The 15,936-nt window shown below is 70.6% G+C and carries 18 protein-coding genes and 1 tRNA gene; 5 read left to right on the plus strand and 14 right to left on the minus strand.

Annotated elements, in window-relative coordinates; genetic code table 11:
- Positions 1-31 precede the first annotated feature (31 nt).
- Together EYW40_RS14815 and EYW40_RS20045 are read right to left on the minus strand one after the other, a co-directional pair.
- Positions 32-105: transfer RNA gene (locus tag EYW40_RS14815), tRNA-Lys, on the minus strand.
- Between the two features lie 92 nt (positions 106-197).
- A complete protein-coding gene (locus EYW40_RS20045; RefSeq protein ID WP_202614561.1) occupies positions 198-344 on the minus strand; it encodes a hypothetical protein in 147 nt (48 codons plus the stop codon).
- A 264-nt stretch (positions 345-608) separates the two neighbouring features.
- Here EYW40_RS20045 and EYW40_RS14820 point away from each other — a divergent pair, with 264 nt between their 5' ends.
- A complete protein-coding gene (locus EYW40_RS14820; RefSeq protein WP_135822440.1) occupies positions 609-2,063 on the plus strand; it encodes a DHH family phosphoesterase in 1,455 nt (484 codons plus the stop codon).
- On the opposite strand, the gene EYW40_RS14825 is transcribed toward EYW40_RS14820, so the two are convergent.
- On the minus strand, positions 2,060-2,356 hold the full coding sequence (locus EYW40_RS14825; protein ID WP_135822441.1) for a PRC-barrel domain-containing protein: 297 nt from the start codon (positions 2,354-2,356) through the stop codon (positions 2,060-2,062). The genes EYW40_RS14820 and EYW40_RS14825 overlap by 4 nt on opposite strands.
- Before the next feature lie 336 nt (positions 2,357-2,692).
- Here EYW40_RS14825 and EYW40_RS14830 point away from each other — a divergent pair, with 336 nt between their 5' ends.
- Positions 2,693-3,223 carry an HPP family protein gene (locus EYW40_RS14830; RefSeq protein WP_135822442.1) on the plus strand — a complete coding sequence of 177 codons (531 nt, stop codon included), beginning with the start codon at positions 2,693-2,695 and terminating at the stop codon, positions 3,221-3,223.
- Here EYW40_RS14830 and EYW40_RS14835 read toward each other — a convergent pair.
- From EYW40_RS14835 to EYW40_RS14855, 5 genes are all read right to left on the minus strand, one after another.
- Complete coding sequence (locus EYW40_RS14835) at positions 3,190-4,482, minus strand: S8 family peptidase (protein WP_135822443.1); 1,293 nt, start codon at positions 4,480-4,482, stop codon at positions 3,190-3,192. The two genes, EYW40_RS14830 and EYW40_RS14835, sit on opposite strands and share 34 nt — an antisense overlap.
- Before the next feature lie 126 nt (positions 4,483-4,608).
- The gene (locus EYW40_RS14840; protein ID WP_135822444.1) at positions 4,609-5,238 is read right to left on the minus strand and encodes an HAD family hydrolase; all 630 of its coding nucleotides are present in this window, start codon (positions 5,236-5,238) and stop codon (positions 4,609-4,611) included.
- Positions 5,239-5,319: 81 nt separating this feature from the next.
- Positions 5,320-6,381, minus strand: coding sequence for a phosphotransacetylase family protein (locus EYW40_RS14845; protein ID WP_135822445.1), 1,062 nt, complete (start codon positions 6,379-6,381; stop codon positions 5,320-5,322).
- On the minus strand, positions 6,378-8,480 hold the full coding sequence (acs, locus tag EYW40_RS14850) for an acetate--CoA ligase alpha subunit (RefSeq protein WP_135822446.1): 2,103 nt from the start codon (positions 8,478-8,480) through the stop codon (positions 6,378-6,380). The genes EYW40_RS14845 and acs overlap by 4 nt, the downstream gene beginning before the upstream one ends.
- Positions 8,481-8,605: 125 nt before the next feature.
- Positions 8,606-9,082 carry a YbaK/EbsC family protein gene (locus EYW40_RS14855; RefSeq protein WP_135822447.1) on the minus strand — a complete coding sequence of 159 codons (477 nt, stop codon included), beginning with the start codon at positions 9,080-9,082 and terminating at the stop codon, positions 8,606-8,608.
- A 124-nt stretch (positions 9,083-9,206) separates the two neighbouring features.
- Here EYW40_RS14855 and EYW40_RS14860 point away from each other — a divergent pair, with 124 nt between their 5' ends.
- Positions 9,207-10,514 carry an MFS transporter gene (locus tag EYW40_RS14860; RefSeq protein WP_135822448.1) on the plus strand — a complete coding sequence of 436 codons (1,308 nt, stop codon included), beginning with the start codon at positions 9,207-9,209 and terminating at the stop codon, positions 10,512-10,514.
- A gap of 14 nt (positions 10,515-10,528) precedes the next feature.
- Here the strand turns inward: EYW40_RS14860 and EYW40_RS14865 are convergent, their stop codons facing one another.
- The 4 genes from EYW40_RS14865 to EYW40_RS14880 form a co-directional block, all read right to left on the minus strand.
- Positions 10,529-11,479: a carbohydrate kinase family protein gene (locus EYW40_RS14865; protein ID WP_135822449.1), complete on the minus strand. Its 951-nt coding sequence runs from the start codon at positions 11,477-11,479 to the stop codon at positions 10,529-10,531.
- 69 nt (positions 11,480-11,548) lie between these two features.
- A complete protein-coding gene (locus EYW40_RS14870; protein WP_135822450.1) occupies positions 11,549-12,331 on the minus strand; it encodes a sugar phosphate isomerase/epimerase family protein in 783 nt (260 codons plus the stop codon).
- A gap of 48 nt (positions 12,332-12,379) precedes the next feature.
- Positions 12,380-12,697 (minus strand): DdfA family disk-determining factor, encoded by a 318-nt coding sequence (locus tag EYW40_RS14875; RefSeq protein WP_202614562.1) that lies wholly within the window; start codon positions 12,695-12,697, stop codon positions 12,380-12,382.
- Positions 12,698-12,755: 58 nt separating this feature from the next.
- Positions 12,756-13,406: a helix-turn-helix domain-containing protein gene (locus tag EYW40_RS14880; RefSeq protein ID WP_135822451.1), complete on the minus strand. Its 651-nt coding sequence runs from the start codon at positions 13,404-13,406 to the stop codon at positions 12,756-12,758.
- Positions 13,407-13,563: 157 nt separating this feature from the next.
- Between EYW40_RS14880 and dpsA the strand changes: the two genes are divergently transcribed.
- Positions 13,564-14,097, plus strand: coding sequence for a DNA starvation/stationary phase protection protein DpsA (gene dpsA / locus EYW40_RS14885; protein ID WP_135822452.1), 534 nt, complete (start codon positions 13,564-13,566; stop codon positions 14,095-14,097).
- Between the two features lie 47 nt (positions 14,098-14,144).
- Here dpsA and EYW40_RS20050 read toward each other — a convergent pair whose 3' ends face one another.
- The gene (locus EYW40_RS20050) at positions 14,145-14,309 is read right to left on the minus strand and encodes a DUF7331 family protein (protein WP_202614563.1); all 165 of its coding nucleotides are present in this window, start codon (positions 14,307-14,309) and stop codon (positions 14,145-14,147) included.
- A 101-nt stretch (positions 14,310-14,410) separates the two neighbouring features.
- On the opposite strand from EYW40_RS20050, the gene EYW40_RS14890 reads away from it, so the two are divergent.
- A complete protein-coding gene (locus EYW40_RS14890) occupies positions 14,411-14,920 on the plus strand; it encodes a macro domain-containing protein (RefSeq protein ID WP_135822453.1) in 510 nt (169 codons plus the stop codon).
- A gap of 21 nt (positions 14,921-14,941) precedes the next feature.
- On the opposite strand, the gene EYW40_RS14895 is transcribed toward EYW40_RS14890, so the two are convergent.
- Positions 14,942-15,916, minus strand: a complete 975-nt coding sequence (locus EYW40_RS14895) for an aldo/keto reductase (protein ID WP_135822454.1) — start codon at positions 15,914-15,916, stop codon at positions 14,942-14,944.
- Between the last annotated feature and the right edge of the window lie 20 nt (positions 15,917-15,936).

A 15,936-nucleotide genomic window follows, 5' to 3' on the forward strand; every position in this document is an offset into this window, starting at 1 on the left:
CTGCTGCTCACGTCGAAGTTCGTCGCAGAAGCGGGCCGGGCGCGATTTGAACACGCGACCGTCTGATTAAGAGTCAGACGCTCTGCCAGACTGAGCTACCGGCCCAGCGTATCAAGTCGTACCGGCGGTGTACTAAAATACGTTTTGTTTCGTCGGCCGCATGTGGGGGAGAGTCGGGGAGGGTGGCGAGGGCGGCACTAGCTGATCTCGAAGCGGGCCGACTCCCCGGAGCCACACTCCGGGCAGCGGTCCGCGTCCGTGTCGAGCGACGCACCGCAGCGTCGACATTCGCGGACGACCGTCGGGGCGTCGGCGAGCAACCGGGTGAGTTTGTCGAATATCATGGGTCGGTTCGACGGCCGCGGGGCGGCCGTCGGGTCGTACCCTGGCGAATCGCGTCGAGCCACAAAACCGATCCGGTTCCGACGGAGACCGGAGTGTAAGTGAAACCCGCGGAGCGCTCGCGGCGTGGCGACACACACACGCCGGACCGGGGAGGCGGGCGGCCTCCGGGGAACCGGCGGACTTCGAGGGCGTTTCCGACCGAACGTCCGGGGAGACGGAGTGTTCGGGACCGTTAAGTATCACCCCCGGTAACTGAACCGCAAATGAACACCGGGGTCGCTATCTCCTCGATATCGACGTACGCCATCCTCGGCTGTGGCAGCGTCGGCCACGCCGTCGCCGAGGAACTCGTCGATCAGGGGAAGGACGTGCTCATCATCGACAAGGACGAGGGACGCGTCGAGGCCCTGCGTGACCAAGATCTCAACGCCCAGCAGGACGACATCACCGAGGAATCCGTCGCCGAGAGCATCGGCGGACGGGACGTCGTCCTCATCATGTCCTCCGACGTGGAGGCCAACAAGGCGGCGGTCGAGAACATCCGCAAGCGCGAGAGCGACCAGTACGTGATCGTGCGCGCGAGCGACCCGGTGTCCAGCGACGAGCTGCGCGAGCTCGGGGCCGACCACGTGATCAACCCCTCGGCGGTCATCGCCGACTCCGCGCTCCGGTCGCTGGAGACGGGCGAACTGGAGTACAAGGCCCGCCAGCTCGGCGACGTGCTGTCGGCGACCGACGAGCGCGTGGCCATCATCACCCACGACAACCCCGACCCCGACTCCATCGCCAGCGCCGCCGCGCTCCAGGCGATCGCCGAACACCTCGGCGTCGAGGCGGACATCCTCTATCTCGGCGACATCGGCCACCAGGAGAACCGCGCGTTCGTGAACCTGCTGGGGATCGAGCTCCACGACTGGAACCAGGTCGAGGACGTCGGCGTCTACGACACGGTCGCGCTGGTCGACCACACGAAGGCCTCCGAGGAGAGCTTCGACCTGACGGTCGACGTGCTCATCGACCACTACGAGCCGGACGAGGACCACGACGCCGACTTCGTCGACGTGCGCCCGAACATGTCCTCGACGTCGACGATCATGACGAAGTACATACAGGAATTCGACATGAACGTCGGCGAGGAAGTCGCCACCGCCCTCCTGTACGGCATCCGCGCGGAGACGCTGGACTTCAAGCGCGACACGACGCCGGCGGACCTGACGGCCGCGGCGTACCTCTACCCCTTCGCCAACCACGACACGCTGGAGCAGGTGGAGTCGCCGAGCATGTCACCCGAGACGCTGGACGTGCTCGCCGAGGCCATCACGAACCGGGAGGTACAGGGGAGTCACCTCGTCTCGAACGCCGGGTTCATCCGCGACCGCGACGCGCTGGCCCAGGCCGCCCAGCACCTCCTCAACCTGGAGGGGATCACGACGACGGCCGTCTTCGGCATCGCCGACGACACCATCTACCTCGCGGCGCGCTCGAAGGACATCCGCATGAACATCGGGAAGGTGCTCGGCGACGCCTACGCGGAGATCGGCGAGGCGGCGGGCCACTCGACGCAGGCCAGCGCCGAGATACCGCTCGGCATCTTCACCGGCATCGAGACCAACGAGGAGAACCGGGACACGCTGCTCCAGCTCACCGAGGAGGCGGTGAAACGGAAACTGTTCGACGCGATGGGCGTCGAGAGCGGCGAGAGTTCGAACGGCTCCTAGACGACCGCCTCTTCCTCCTCGTCGTCGTCGGGCCGCCGGATCCGCTCGACCACGTCGTTGATGAGCACGACGTCGCCGACCGCCTGCACCCAGCGGTACGGGATGATGACGCCGCGGGCACCGTTCTCGATGCCGGCGAACAGGTCGCCGTTCAACTGGTGGAGCGCGAGGCCGGTGACCACCTCGGCGTCCAGGTCGAGCCGAACGTCCTCGATCTCGCCGACGTAGACGCCGCCCTTCGAGTACACCTCCCGTCCGACGAGAGCCGTTATCTCCTGCGGAGTGTCGTCCATGCGGGAAGGGACGGCTGGGCGTGCCTTAATTGTTAGTCAGACGGGACCCCGCCACGCGCCGCGGCCGGCGCGTCCGGTCGCCCCACGAGTATTACTCCGAGCCAAACATCTATATAGCACCTATCAGTCCGTGAACGAGTGTGCGAGGGGTGATGTTATTAGACAGGAACCGGATCCAGTTACACGCCGGGGTGCCTCTGACATCCGGCAACTACCGGCCGACTTGCCCGGGTCGGCCGAAAACGAGGGCGACCTCGTTCGGTGGCTCCAACCACTTTTTCGGACCGTCGGCCGCCGAGCCAGTGTCCTCTTCAACCACGACCGGTAACCCCGGGTATGGACAGGCGCGGCGCCGTCACGAGCGCGTACGCGGGGCTGTTGCTCGTGCCCCTCGGCGCGGTCGCGTGGGCGACGGGTGAGCCGTTCGTGTTCCCGAGCCTCGGACCGTCGGCCTACCTGCTCGCGAAGGTCCGGCGCGGGCCGACGGTCGCACCGCACCGCGTGGCCGGCGGGCACGCGGTCGGCGTCGCCGCCGGGTTGGTCTCCTCCCGGGTCGTCGCTCCCGGCACGGCGATGACGGGCGGGTTCCAGCCGTTCTCGGCCGCGACGCTCGGCCTGGCGGCGGCCGCGGCGCTCGCGGTGACGCTGACCGCCGTCGGGATGCAGGCGACCGACACGAACCACCCACCGGCCTGCGCGACCACGCTCATCGTCTCGCTCGGTATCCTCCCGACGGTCGAGGCGGGCGCGACCATCGTCGTCGCGGTGGCGTTCCTGCTCGCCGTCCACCGGGCCGCGCTCGCCGCGACGGCGGCGGCGCTCGCGCGCCTCGGTCAGTCCCGAACGGCCGCGAGCGGGTCGAGGTAGCCGGCCCCGTAGTAAGCCCTGTCGTAGCCGTCCGGGACCGACGCGGTCCTGCGAAGCGCGGCGTCGACCTGATTGGCGCTGTAGTCGGGGTTGACGCTTTTGACCAGTGCCGCCGCGCCCGCGACCTGCGGGGCCGCCATGCTCGTACCCGCCTTCCAGCCGTACGAGGGGGTCAGCCCGTCGGCGTCGTCCGAGAAGGTGGTGCTCAACACGAGGTCATTGAACCAGGGTTGGTCCGAGCCAGTCGCGTCCCGGTCGACGTCGCCGCCGGGCGCGGCCACGTCGATCGCGTTCGTGCCGTAGTTGGTGTAGTACGCGGGGCTGTGGGTCGGGGATTCGAGCCCGTCCTCGCCCCAGCCGAAGCCGATCGGGCCGGTGGCGGCGACGCTGAACCCCTGTGCCCCCTCGTTCGGGAGGCTGATCACGCTCCCGTCGTGCTGGAGGTCCGCGCCGTCGTTGCCGGCGGCGGCGACGATCAGCGTCCCCTGCCTGTTCGCGTGCGTCATCGTCCGATTGAGGACCTTGCCGTAGAACTCGCCGTTGGCCCCCCGCGGCACGGGGTACGCGCCGAGGCTCAGGTTCGCGGCGTCACAGCCGACCTCGGCGCTGTAGACGACCGCGGCGAGGATGTCGCCGAACGCCGCGCCGCCCTCGGCGGCGAACACGCGACAGTCGACGAGTTCAGCCCCCGGCGCGGTGCCGGTGACGCCGACGCCGTTCGTGTCGTCGGCCGCGATGGTGCCGGCGACGTGGGTACCGTGGTCGTCCCCGACCGGGTTGTGGTCGCCCCCGTCGTCCGTGAAGTTCCGCGAGAGGTCGACGTTCAGCGGCCCCGCGAGGTCGGGGTGGGTCTCCAGCACCCCGGAGTCGATGACCGCCACGCGCGCCCCGTCGCCGCGCGTCACCTCGTGGACCGCCGCGAGGTTCTGGTCCCGCTTGTCCCACTGCAGGCCGTACAGCGGTTCGTCGACCGCGCTCGCCGGCTCCGCCGCTTCCCGGTGGACGGGGTCGTCGAGGGCCATCGTCAGGTCCGGGGCGAACGACGTCCCCTCGACCGCCTCGCGCTCGCCCCGGACCACCGCCAGGTCGACCGCCCGGAGGTCGTGTACCACCTCGACGCCCGACAGGTCGACGTTTCCACGTGTGTCCACCAGATATCGGTCCGACGCCGTCGCCGCCGTCACCGTCGTCCCCGCGGCGATACCGCCCAGAACCGCGCCGCTCAGCTTGACGAAACTCCGTCGAGTGTGATGTGACATACACCCCCACACGCATTGTGGACCTACATAATAGTTGTTGAATTATCTCCGTGGAGGTGTTACATACTCGCCGGCATAGCTCCCACTATCGCTTCGAACGGGAGAAGGAAAGCGTCGGGCGGCGGGTCACCAGCCGGTCGCGTCGCGGATCCGGGCGACTGGCGCGTCCGCGAGTTCGGCCGCGTCGGCGTCGACAGTCGCCCAGCCGGCGGCCGCGGCGGCCTCGCGGTCGGAGTCGTGGTTCGAGACGTAGGCGTAGGCGGACGCGTCGAGGCGGTCCGCGGCGGCGGCGAACAGGTCGCCGCTCTCCTTCGTCGCGTCGAGGTCGTACGAGATAGCGACGTCGTCAAGCAGGTCGTCGATCCCGAGTTTCTCCAGTTTCGCGCGCTGGAGGTCGGGGAGGCCGCTGGTCAGCACGCCGACGGCGAACTCGTCGGCCACCGCCTCGACCAGCCCGGGCAGGTCCTCGACGGCCGGCCGGACGGCGTCGACCTCCAGTTGCTTCTGGAACCGGGCGGCCTCCTCCGGCGTGAGGTCGGGGTCGGCCTCCAGTTCCTCGAAGTGCGCGCGGTAGGCCCCGGCCAGCGGTTCCGGTTCGAGGTCGAGAAAGCGGTCGAAAAACAGGTTCGACTGCCGCGTGGCGTCGATCTCCGGGTCGGGTATCCCGGCCTCCTGAAGCGTCTCGACGACCAGCGCGTCGAACGGGCGCTCCATCCGGGTGAGCGTGAGATCGAGGTTGAAGTAGACGGCGCGCATGCCCGTCGGTTCCGCTCGGGCGGCCCTATCGCTTGCGATCGGGGCTGGCGGGGGGACGGCCGAGGAGGCGGGTTCGCCCAGTCAGTGGCCGAGCAGGCCCTCGACGTCCGCGTGGTCCGAGAGGAGTTCGCGCATCGCCTCGACCGTCCCGGCGTCGCGGGTGCGGCCGGACCGCACCACCTCCTCCGCCCGGTCGACGGTGGTCAGCGTGTCGGTCCGGACCAGCAGGATGGGGACGCCCTTGTCCGCGGCCTTGCCGACGACGGCCCCCGGCGGGCGGTGGCCGCCGGTGAGGATCAGACACCTGATCCCCGGCGCTTCCAGCGCCGCCGTGTGGATGTCCGAGCGGTCGCCGCCGGTGATCACCGCGGCGTCGCGCGTCCGGCGGAAGTGCCGGAGCGCCTCGTCGGCGCTCATCGCGCCGACGCTGAACCGCTCGACGAACTCGTCGGTCGGCACGTCCGTGATCACCTCGGCGGCGAGTTCCTCCGCCAGGTCGCCGACCGTGACGCCGGCCAGTTCCTGCTTGCGCGGGACGATGCCGTGGACCGGGACGCCCCGCCCCTCGAGGAACGGCACGACGTCGTGCTCCAGTTCGTCGTGGTCGGCGTCGGCGACGAGGTTGAACACGACGCCGCCGAGGCGGTCGCCGAGGCGGTCGGCCGCGGCGAGCACGTCGTCGACGTCCTCGGGGCGCTCGTAGGTCGCCACGACGACGACCTGCGCGTCGATCAGTTCCGCGACCTCGTCGTCGGTCAGGCCGATGATGCCGCCGGTCGTGAGGCTGCCGCCGCCCTCGACGAACACGTGGTCCCTGTCGGCGGCGATCGCCTCGAACTGCTCGGCGACGATCTCGCGGAGGTCGTCGGGGTCCTCGCGGCCGCGGATCGCCTGCTCGACGAACGTCGGCGAGTAGACGATCGGCTCCATCTGGTGCATCTCGTCGTCCGTGCCGAACAGTTCGCGGGCGAGCATGGGGTCCTCGTCGAGCGTCTTCCCGACGTTGCTCTCGAGGCGGGTCCCCTTCGGTTTCATGTAGCCGACCGACTCGCCGCCGTCCTGCGCCAGCAGGCCGAGCGCGAGCGTGATGGCCGTCTTGCCGGTACTCTCCTCGATCGAGGTTACGAGCGTGGTGTGAGTCATAGTTCCTCCGTGTCTACCGTGAGCCTGATGTCGACCGCCTGTACGCCGTCCGGCCCCGCGACGAGCGGGTTGATGTCGAGTTCGAGGATCGCCGGGAAGTCGGTGACCAGTTGCGAGAGCCGCTGGATCGTCTCGACGATGGCGTCCTCGTCGGCGGGCGTCCGCCCGCGCGCGCCGCGCAGCAGCGGCGCGGCGTCGATGTCGTCGACCATCGCCTCGGCCTCGTCGCGGCCCAGCGGGGCGACCCGGACCGTCGTGTCCTCGATGACCTCCACGAAGATGCCGCCGAGACCGAAGAGAACGAGCGGGCCGAACTGCGGGTCCCGGTTCATCCCGACGATGGTCTCGGTCCCCTCGTCCAGGTCGACCATCTCCTGGACCTGCACGCCGAGGATGTCCGCGTCCGGCTGGTAGTTCCGGGCGCGGGAGACCAGGTCCTCGTAGGCGTCGTACACGTCCTCGTTCTCGACGCCGACCTTCACGCCGCCGATGTCGGACTTGTGCAGGATGTCCGGGCTGACGATCTTCATCACGACCGGGCCGTCGACGTCGTGTGCGACCGCGACCGCGTCCTCGGGCGAGTCGACCACGTCGCCGGCCGGCGTCGGGATGCCGTAGGCGTCGAGCAGGTCCATCGCCTCGACGCCGAGGCGGTTGTCGCCGCGGTCCTCCGCGCGCGAGAGGACTTCCCGGGCGCGCTCGCGGTCCACGTCGAACGCCGTCGGGTCGTCGACGGAGCCCTCGCGGACGTCGCGGTACTCCGAGAGCGCATCGAGGCTCCGGACGCCCCGCGCGGGGTCGAAGTAGTTCGGGATGCCCCCCTCGCGGAGGCGGTCGGCGGCGGCCTCGGTGCTCTCCCCGCCCATGAGGCAGGCGACGACGGGCTTTTCGTGTTCGGCCTGCAGTTCGACGACGGCGTCGGCCAGTTCCTCGAAGGAAAGCACCGCCGTCGGCGCGGAGACGACGACGGCCGCGCCGACGCCGTCGTCGGAGAGCGCCAGGTCGATGGCCTCGCGGAACCGGTCGACGTCGGCGTCGCCGATGGTGTCGACGGGGTTGTACACGTTCGCCCCGTCGGGCAGCGCCTCCCCCAGCGCGTCGATGGTGTCGTCGGAGAACGACGCCAGCGACAGCGACGAGTCGCCGATGGCGTCGGTCGCCATCACGCCCGGGCCGCCGGCGTTCGTGACGACGGCCACGTCGTCGTGGTCGGGCAGCGGCTGGCCCGACAGCGCGCGGGCGTAGTCGAACAGTTCCTGCACCGTCTCGACGCGCTGGACGCCGGCCTGCTCCAGCCCCGCCTCGTAGGCCTCGTCGCTCCCGGCGATGGAGCCGGTGTGCGAGGAGGCCGCCTGCGCCCCGGCGTCCGTCCGGCCGGACTTGACGAGGACGATCGGCGTGTCGTCGGTCACCTCGCGGGCGGTCCGGATGAACTCCTGCCCGTCGTCGATCCCCTCGAGGTAGCCGATGATGACGTCGGTGTCGGGGTCGTCGCCCCAGTGTTCGATCAGGTCCGTCTCGTCGACGACGGCCTCGTTGCCAAGCGAGACGACGTCCTTGAACCCGATGTCCTGGTCGTTGGCCCAGTCGAGCACGGCGGTGATGAACGCCCCGGACTGGCTCATGAAGGAGAGCGACCCGTCCTGTGCGTTCTCCGGGCCGAACGTGGCGTTCATGCCGACCGGCGTGCTCATCACGCCGAGGCTGTTCGGGCCGACGAGCGCCATGTCGTAGGACTCGGCCACCTCGACGAGTTCGCGCTCCCGAGCCGCGCCCTCGCTCCCGGTCTCGCTGAACCCGGCCGTGATGACGACCACGTTCTCGACGCCGGCCTCGCCGGCCTCCTCGACGGCGTTGACGGCGACGTGTGGCGGGACGACCACGACCGCCAGGTCCGGCGGGCCGTCGGGGACGCTCCCCACGTCGGGGTAGCAGTCGTAGCCCAGCACGGACTCCCGGCTGGGGTTTACCGGGACGATACGCCCCTCGAAGTCGTCGCGTAAGTTCGTGAGGATCGCCCGTCCGACCGACCCCTCGCGGTCGGTTGCGCCGACGACGGCGACGCTTTCGGGCGCGAACAGAGCCGATAACGATCCCATCGTTCGCACGTTCGACGGGACGGGGGATTAAACGTACGCTTCTTCCCACCTGTCGGGAACGCGGGGGGAAGAACCGGGGGACGGAGACGGCCCGTTCCCCGGCGGGCGGTCGCGCGAGCCGCCCGCTACTCGGTGACGTCCACGACGGTCGCGTCGGCCGTCGCGAGCAACTGCTCCGGGTCCGCCGGGAACACCGCCTCCGGCGTGCCGGCCGCCGCCCACACCGTGTCGTGGTCCGCGAGCGTCGGGTCGAACACAACCGGCACGTCCCGGTCGTGACACACCGGCGGGACGCCGCCGATGGACCAGCCGAGCGCCTCCTTGACCGCGCCCGGCGACGCCGGTTCGACGGCGTCGGCCGCCACCTCGAAGTGGTCCGCGAGGCGGCGCTCGCTCACGCGGTTCGCGCCGCTCGTGAGCGCGACCACGTGGTCGCCGTCCGCGCTCATCACGATGCTCTTGACGATCTGTGCCACGTCACAGCCCACGGCGTCGGCCGCGTCGGCCGCCGTCTTGGTCCCCTCCGGGAACTCGGTGACGTCAACCGACAGGCCGTGCTCGTCGCGCGCTCGCTCGGCGAACGCCTCGGCGCTCGGGTGCATACCGCGTGGCTCGCGCCCGTGGACCAAAAGCGATCCGAGCGCGGCGATTTCGGCGGGGGAGTGAAGTATCGCCGCGCCGATGCATGGACGATGACCGAGGGAGGACGATGAGCGGGGGTGGACGGTGACCGACCGCTGGCTGTACGGCTGGGGGCTGGGGTACGCCGCCGTCGGCGCGGCGTCGCTTCTGATACCGCTGTACGCGCTCGAACTGGGGGCCGGGCCGCTGCTGGTCGGCCTGATGGCGTCGACCGCGGCGTTCGCCGGCGTCCCCGGCGCGATCCTGTGGGGCCGGCTGGCCGCCCGCACCGACCGGCGGCGCGTGTTCGTCCTCGTCGCGCTCGCGGCCACGGCGGGCGTGCTCGCGGTCGTCCCGCTGCTGTCGGACCCGGTCGCGCTGCTGGTCGCCAACGCGGCGCTGTGGTTCGTCGTGGCGGCGGCCGCGCCGGTGTTGAACCTGATCGTCGTCGACGGCGTCCCCGAGTCCGACTGGGAGCGGGAGATCGGCCGGCTGAACCACTACCAGGGGTACGGCTGGCTCCTCGGCCTCGTGGCGGGGGCGGCCTGGACCGGCGCGGCGGCCGCGGCGACCGACGCCTCGCCCGTCGCCGCACAGCGGAGCTTCTTCCTCGCCAGCGCGGCGTCGACGGCGGTCGCGCTCGGCGTCGTCCGCTACTGGTACCCCGAGCGCCCGCGGGTGTCCCCCGAGCGCTTCCGCCGGGTGTACCGCCGCCTCTCGCGCACGGGCGGCCGGACGGTCCGCGCGGTGCCGTTCGGCCCGTCGCGGGTGTACTGGTCGCTGCGGTCGCTGCGCCCCGACCGGCTGACGGGCCGGTTCCGGTCGCGGCTCGGGACATACCTCGCGGCGCTGACGCTGTGTTTCGTCGGCTTCTCGGTTTTCTTCGGCCCGCTGCCGGCCTACCTGACCGCGGAGTCGTTCTCGACCGACGGGATCTTCGCGCTGTTCGTCCTCTCCAGCGCGGGGTCGGCCGCGTTCTACGCCCGCGCCGGCGACCTCTCGGCGCGGATGGACGCCCGCCGGCTACAGGTCGCGGCGCTGCTCGGGCGGGCGGGCGCGTTCCCCGTCATCGCCGCCGTCGGGGTGGCGCTCGCGCCGCCCGTAGCCGTGGCCGCACAGGCGCCGCTGTTCGCGTTCGTCGGCGTCACCTGGGCGGTGATCGCCGTCACCTCGACGGGCGTCGTCACGCGGCTGGCACCGTCCGAGGCCCGGGGCGAGGCGCTCGGGGCGTACGCCGCGCTGTCGAACTTCGGCGGCGGCGTCGGCAGCGCACTCGGCGGGTGGATCGCGGCGTCCGCGGGCTACGTCGCCGCGTTCGGCGTGGCCGCCGGCCTGATCGCCGTCGGCGCGGCGCTCGTGGCGCTGGGTCGGCGCGGGGCGGTCCCCGCGGCCGACCGCCCGCTCGGCCGGTAGCGCAATCGGAGCGCCTACCGGCCGCGGATCTCCCGAACGCGCTCGCGGTCCGGCAGCGCCGCCATCGCCCCCGTCGCGGTCGTCGCGGCGGCGGCGACCGCGTTGGCGAACGCGATCGCTTCGCCAAGCGGTTCGCCATCGAGGAGGGCAGCAATCGCCCCAGCGGTGAAGGCGTCGCCCGCGCCGGTGGCGTCGACGGGGTGGACCGGGTAGCCGTCGTGCCGTTCGACGCCGGGCCGCGGCGCGTCGTCGGCCGCCGCGGCGAGCGCGCCGTCGTCGCCGAGCGTGAGCAGGACGGTGTGCGGACCAAAGCCGCGGGCGCTCCGGGCCAGCGCCTCGGGGCCGTCGCCGTCCGCGCCCATCGCGCGCAGTTCCGCCGGCGTCGCCGTCAGCACGTCCGCGTGCTCGGCCGCCCAGCCCGCGACCGTCGCGAACTCCGCCTCGCTCCCCCACAGTTCGGGCCGGTAGTTGGGGTCGAACGAGACGGTACAGCCGGCCGCCGCGGCGCGCTCCGCGAGGTCCAGCGTCGCCGACCGCGACGGCTCGGCCGCGAGCGCGACGCCGCCGAGGTGAACCCACTCCACCGCTTCGAGCCTTCCGTCCGGGACCGTTCCGGACCGCATGCGCGTGTCGGCGGTGCCGTCGCGGTAGAACGAGAAGGAGCGGTCGCCGTCCGCGTCGCGCGCCACGAACGACAGCGTCGTCTTCGCGCCGGGGTCGCGCTCGACGAACTCGTCGGGGACGCCGCGCTCGGCGAGCGTCCGGACGAGGAAGTCGCCGAAGGGGTCGTCCCCGACGCGCGTCCAGAACAGCGGCGGACGGTCGAGCGCCGCCAGCGCGGCCGCGACGTTGGCCGGCGCGCCGCCCGCCCGGCGCGCGAACGCCTCGGCGGCGTCCAGGTCGCCGGGATTCTCAGGGAGGAAGTCGACGAGCGCCTCGCCCGCGACGAGCACGTCGTGTGTCATGCGGGGGACTGCGGCGCTCGGTCCCAAAGGCCTGCCGACAGCGACGCCGCCCCGGCGAGCGCGTCGGCGTCAGCCGAGGTCGGCGTCCAGCCGTTCCAGGCTCTCCGCGAGGTAGCCGTAATCGAGCGTGAACACCTCAAGCGACAGCGTCCCCGTCCAGTCGACATCGCGGAGCGCGTCGAAGATCCGGTCGAAGTCGATGGTCCCCGCGCCGTAGGGGAGGTGCTCGTCGTCGGCGACGCGCGTGTCGTTGAGGTGGAAGTGGGAGACGCGCCCGGGGCGGTCGGCGACGATAGACGCGATCCCGCCGGCGTCGACGCCGTCCATGCGCGCGTGGCCGGTGTCGACGGTCATCGAGACGTCGGTCGCCTCGAACAGGCGGTCGAACTGGTGGACGCTGGGCGTGGCCCGGGGGATGTTCTCGGCGCACACCTCGACCCCGGCCGACTCGCCGACGTCGACCAGTTCGCGGACGGAGTCGACGACGTGGCCGATCCGCTCGTCCTCGCTCGCGGCCGGCGTCCAGGCGTTCGACTCCGCGTGGAGGACCGCCTTCTCAGCGCCGAACTCGCCTACCGTGCGGAGGCAGGCGGACAGTTCCTCGACGGCTCCCTCCCGGACGTGCGGGTGGTGCGACCCCACGTCGAACCCGCCGAACGGTAGGTGGACGAGCAGGTCGAGGTCGTGCTCGTCGAGCGGGTCGCGGAGGCGGGCGGGGTCGGCTGCGACCGCCTCGCGGGACCAGTCCCCGTCGAGCATCAGTTCCACGTAGTCGTACCCCGCGTCGGCGGCGCGGGAAAACAGCTCCGCGTCCATGCCGACCTGCGTGACGAAGCCGCGGCGAACGTTCATCGGGCGGAGTACGGAGCGCCGCCACTTCAGCGGGGCGGTCGGTCGCGGCTACTGCTGCGGAGCGGCGACCACGCGCCCCTGGCCCGAAACGCTCACGTCACAACCGCCGTACGAAAAGGAGAGGAGGGTCGAGTCGTCGCCGTTCCGGAACAGGGCGTCGAGCGCGTCGGGGTCGACGGTGCCGTGAAGCGGGTCCAGTTCAAGCGGGTCGACGTTGACCGCCTCGGCGACGGCGTAGACGACGGCCTCGCTCGGCGACCCGTCCCCGGAGTCGTATCGCCGTTCGACGACGCCGTGGGGGTTCTCGAACTCGGCGGGGGTTCCGTCGTCCATCAGTGCTTCTATCGACTCGTCGGGTGCGTTCATTAGCTCTCCATAGCCGACCCGGTCACCTGCATCGGCGGGTTTCGTGTTCAACCTTTTATTACCTCCCCCCGGGCTCGGACGCGACGGTCGCGCCGACGAGCGTCTCCAGCGCCCGCCCTATCGTGGCGGAGACGGCCTGCGGCGAGACGTCCAGTTCGGCCGCGAGCTCCTCGAGCGTTACCTCGCGGGGGCGGGCGAAGTAGCCGCGCCGGTGTGCAAGCGTCAGCACCTCGCGTTGCTTCTCGGTCAGCCCGAACGCGTCGCCGGGGCCGCCGCTGTCGGCGAACAGGCGGTGGACCGTGATCTGGACGCCCGCCTCCTCGTACATGCTGCGGTACTCCCGGAGCGACTCGCGGTCGGGGAACCGCATCCGCAGGTGCCAGCCGTCGCCGTCGGCGGCGAGGTCGTCCATGGTCGCCGCGGCCTCGCGGTAGGCGTCGTAAAACGAGTTCCGGGAGCATTTCACCCGGTACAGTCGCCTGTCGTCGAGTCGCTCCAGCAACTCGTAGTCGGCGACGCTCTCGTCGTCGGCCAGCGCCGCCTCGAACGCCCCGTACTCGCCCCCCGTCGCCCAGAAGTAGAAGATCGGCAGCCCGTCGCGGCTCGCGGTGTCCTGGACGATCTCCAGCCGCATCGACGGCACCTCGGAGAGGGTATCCCGGAGGAGCAGGGATTCGTCGTCGACCGTGAACTCCACGATCACGCCCATGGGTGACCGTTCGCGAGCGCCGGGTTAATTCTACCGCGATGGAACGGCGACATGCGACTTTTGGAACAGGAACGGAGATGTATTTTTTGGGAAACCCAAAAAACAGTTGCCGAGTGACCAATCTTTAAGTGAGTACGCCGCGTACGTAGAGGTGACCATGAGCACTCAGAAGTCAGTCCGTCGAGAGGCAGGCACCGTCGAGCAGAGCGCGCTCCGCATCGATGAGGAGAAGGCCGAACAGATCATCGACGCGCTGAACACGGACCTGGCGGCGTCGTACGTGCTGTACCACCAGCTGAAAAAGCACCACTGGAACGTCGAGGGCGCGGAGTTCCTCCCGCTCCACGAGTTCTTGGAGGAGGCCTACGAGGTCGCCGAGCGGGCCGCCGACGAGCAGGCCGAGCGCGTGCAGGCGCTGGGCGGCGTCCCCATCAGCGGCATGTCGGACCTTGAGGCGGCCGCGCCGGTCGAACCCGAGGGCGAGGACGTGTACGACGTCCGCACGTCGCTGAAACACGACCTGGAGATGTACGGCGACATCATCGAGACGATGCGCGACCACGTCGAACTCGCCGAGAACCTCGGCGACTACGCCACCGCCGAGATGCTCCGCGAGCACCTCGTCGAGACCGAGGAGTACGCCCACCACATCGAACACTACCTCGAGGACGACTCGCTGAAGGACTGGTAACCGACCGCTCGGGGGACGAATCGCGGGCGGCGGGACCCTTTTCGCGGTTACCGTTCGAGGTCGACCGTCAGGTCGGTCGCTATCCAGGCGTCGCTGTTGTCCGATTCGGTGAAGACGACGCGGCCGGGACGCGTCTCGCAGGCCGTCACGAGCGTCTCCTCGGCCGCCTCCGTCGCCGTTTCTTCGGTTTCCGTGCTGCCGTGGGCTGCCATTACGAGGGATTAGGTGAGCCTAAAGCAAAAAGGGTTTTGGTCGACCTAAGACATCGGGACGCGGGTCGGGCTTTACGGCGGCTCGGGACGAAGGCGGACGCATGGACTGGACCGTCGTGCAGGGCGACATCGCCGCACAGTCCGCGGACGCACTCGTCAACGCCGCCGGGACGAGCCTCCGGATGGGCAGCGGCGTCGCCGGCGCGCTCCGCCGGGCTGCCGGGGGCGACATCAACGCGGCCGCGATGGAGCAGGGACCGGTCGACCTGAGCGGGGTCGCCGTCACGGACGCGTTCGACCTCGACGCCGAGTACGTGATCCACGCGGCGGCCATGCCACACTACGGCGACGGGCGGGCGACCGAGGAAAGCATCCGCGTCGCGACCCGGAACGCGCTCGGCCGCGCGGACGAACTCGGCTGCGAGTCGCTCGTGCTTCCGGCGCTTGGCTGCGGCGTCGCCGGGTTCGACCTCGCGGACGGCGCGCGGATCATCTGCGAGGCGATCCGTGACTACGACCCGGAGACGCTGCGTGACGTGCGATTCATCGCGTACGGCGACGGGGAGTACGACACGGTCCAGCGGGTCAGCGAGGACGTGCGGAATGGGTAGGACGCTCCGCCGCCGACTACCCTACTCGTGGCCGGAGACGCGGACCGGCTCGTAGGGTTCCTCCAGGTAGTCGAGTTCGTCGTCCGACAGCGTGATCTCGACGGCCTCGACGGCGTCCTCCAGGTGTTCGACGCTCGTCGTGCCGACGATGGGCGCGTCCACGGCGTCCTGGTGGAGCACCCACGCGAGCGATATCTGGGCCATCGTCGCGTTGTGGTCGTCGGCCAGGTCCGCGACGCGCTCGTTGACCGCCTCCCCGCCGCCCTCGAAGTAGGGGTGTTCGCGGGCGTAGTCGTCCGTCTCGCCGCGGGTCGTCGCGTCGAACTCGTCGTGGGGCCGGGTGAGGTAGCCCCGGGCGAGCGGGCTCCACGGGATCACGCCCACGTCCTCCTTCTCGCAGAGCGGGAGCATCTCGCGTTCCTCCTCGCGGTACAGCAGGTTGTAGTGGTTCTGCATCGTGACGAACCGCTCCAGGCCGAGGCGCTCGCTGGCCCGCAGCGCGTCGACGAACTGGTGGACCCACATCGAACTCGCGCCGAGGTAGCGCACCTGGCCGCGCCGGACGGCGTCGGAGAGCGCCCGCATCGTCGTCTCGATGGGCGTGTCGTAGTCCCAGCGGTGGATCTGGTAGAGGTCGACGGCGTCCATCCCGAGCCTGTCCAGGCTGTTCGACAGTTCCTGCTCGATGGCCTTCCGCGAGAGGCCGCCGGAGTTGGGGTCTGCGTCGTCCATCTGGAAGTACCCCTTCGTCGCGACGACGGCCTCGTCCCGGCGGCCGTCGAGGGCCGTCCCGAGGACGCGCTCGCTCTCCCCCTCGGAGTACATGTTGGCGGTGTCGAAGAAGTTGATCCCCAGGTCCATGGCGCGGTCGATCACGTCGAGGCTCTCCTCCTCGTCCAGCACCCACTCGCGCCAGTCGCTGGTGCCGAAGCTCATGCAGCCGAGGCAGATCCGGCTGACCTCCATGCCCGTCGATCCGAGGGTCGTGTACTCCATGCGACGGCGTACGGCCCCCC

Source organism: Halostella litorea, assembly GCF_004785955.1.
In the GTDB taxonomy this organism is placed as follows: domain Archaea; phylum Halobacteriota; class Halobacteria; order Halobacteriales; family Natronoarchaeaceae; genus Halostella; species Halostella litorea.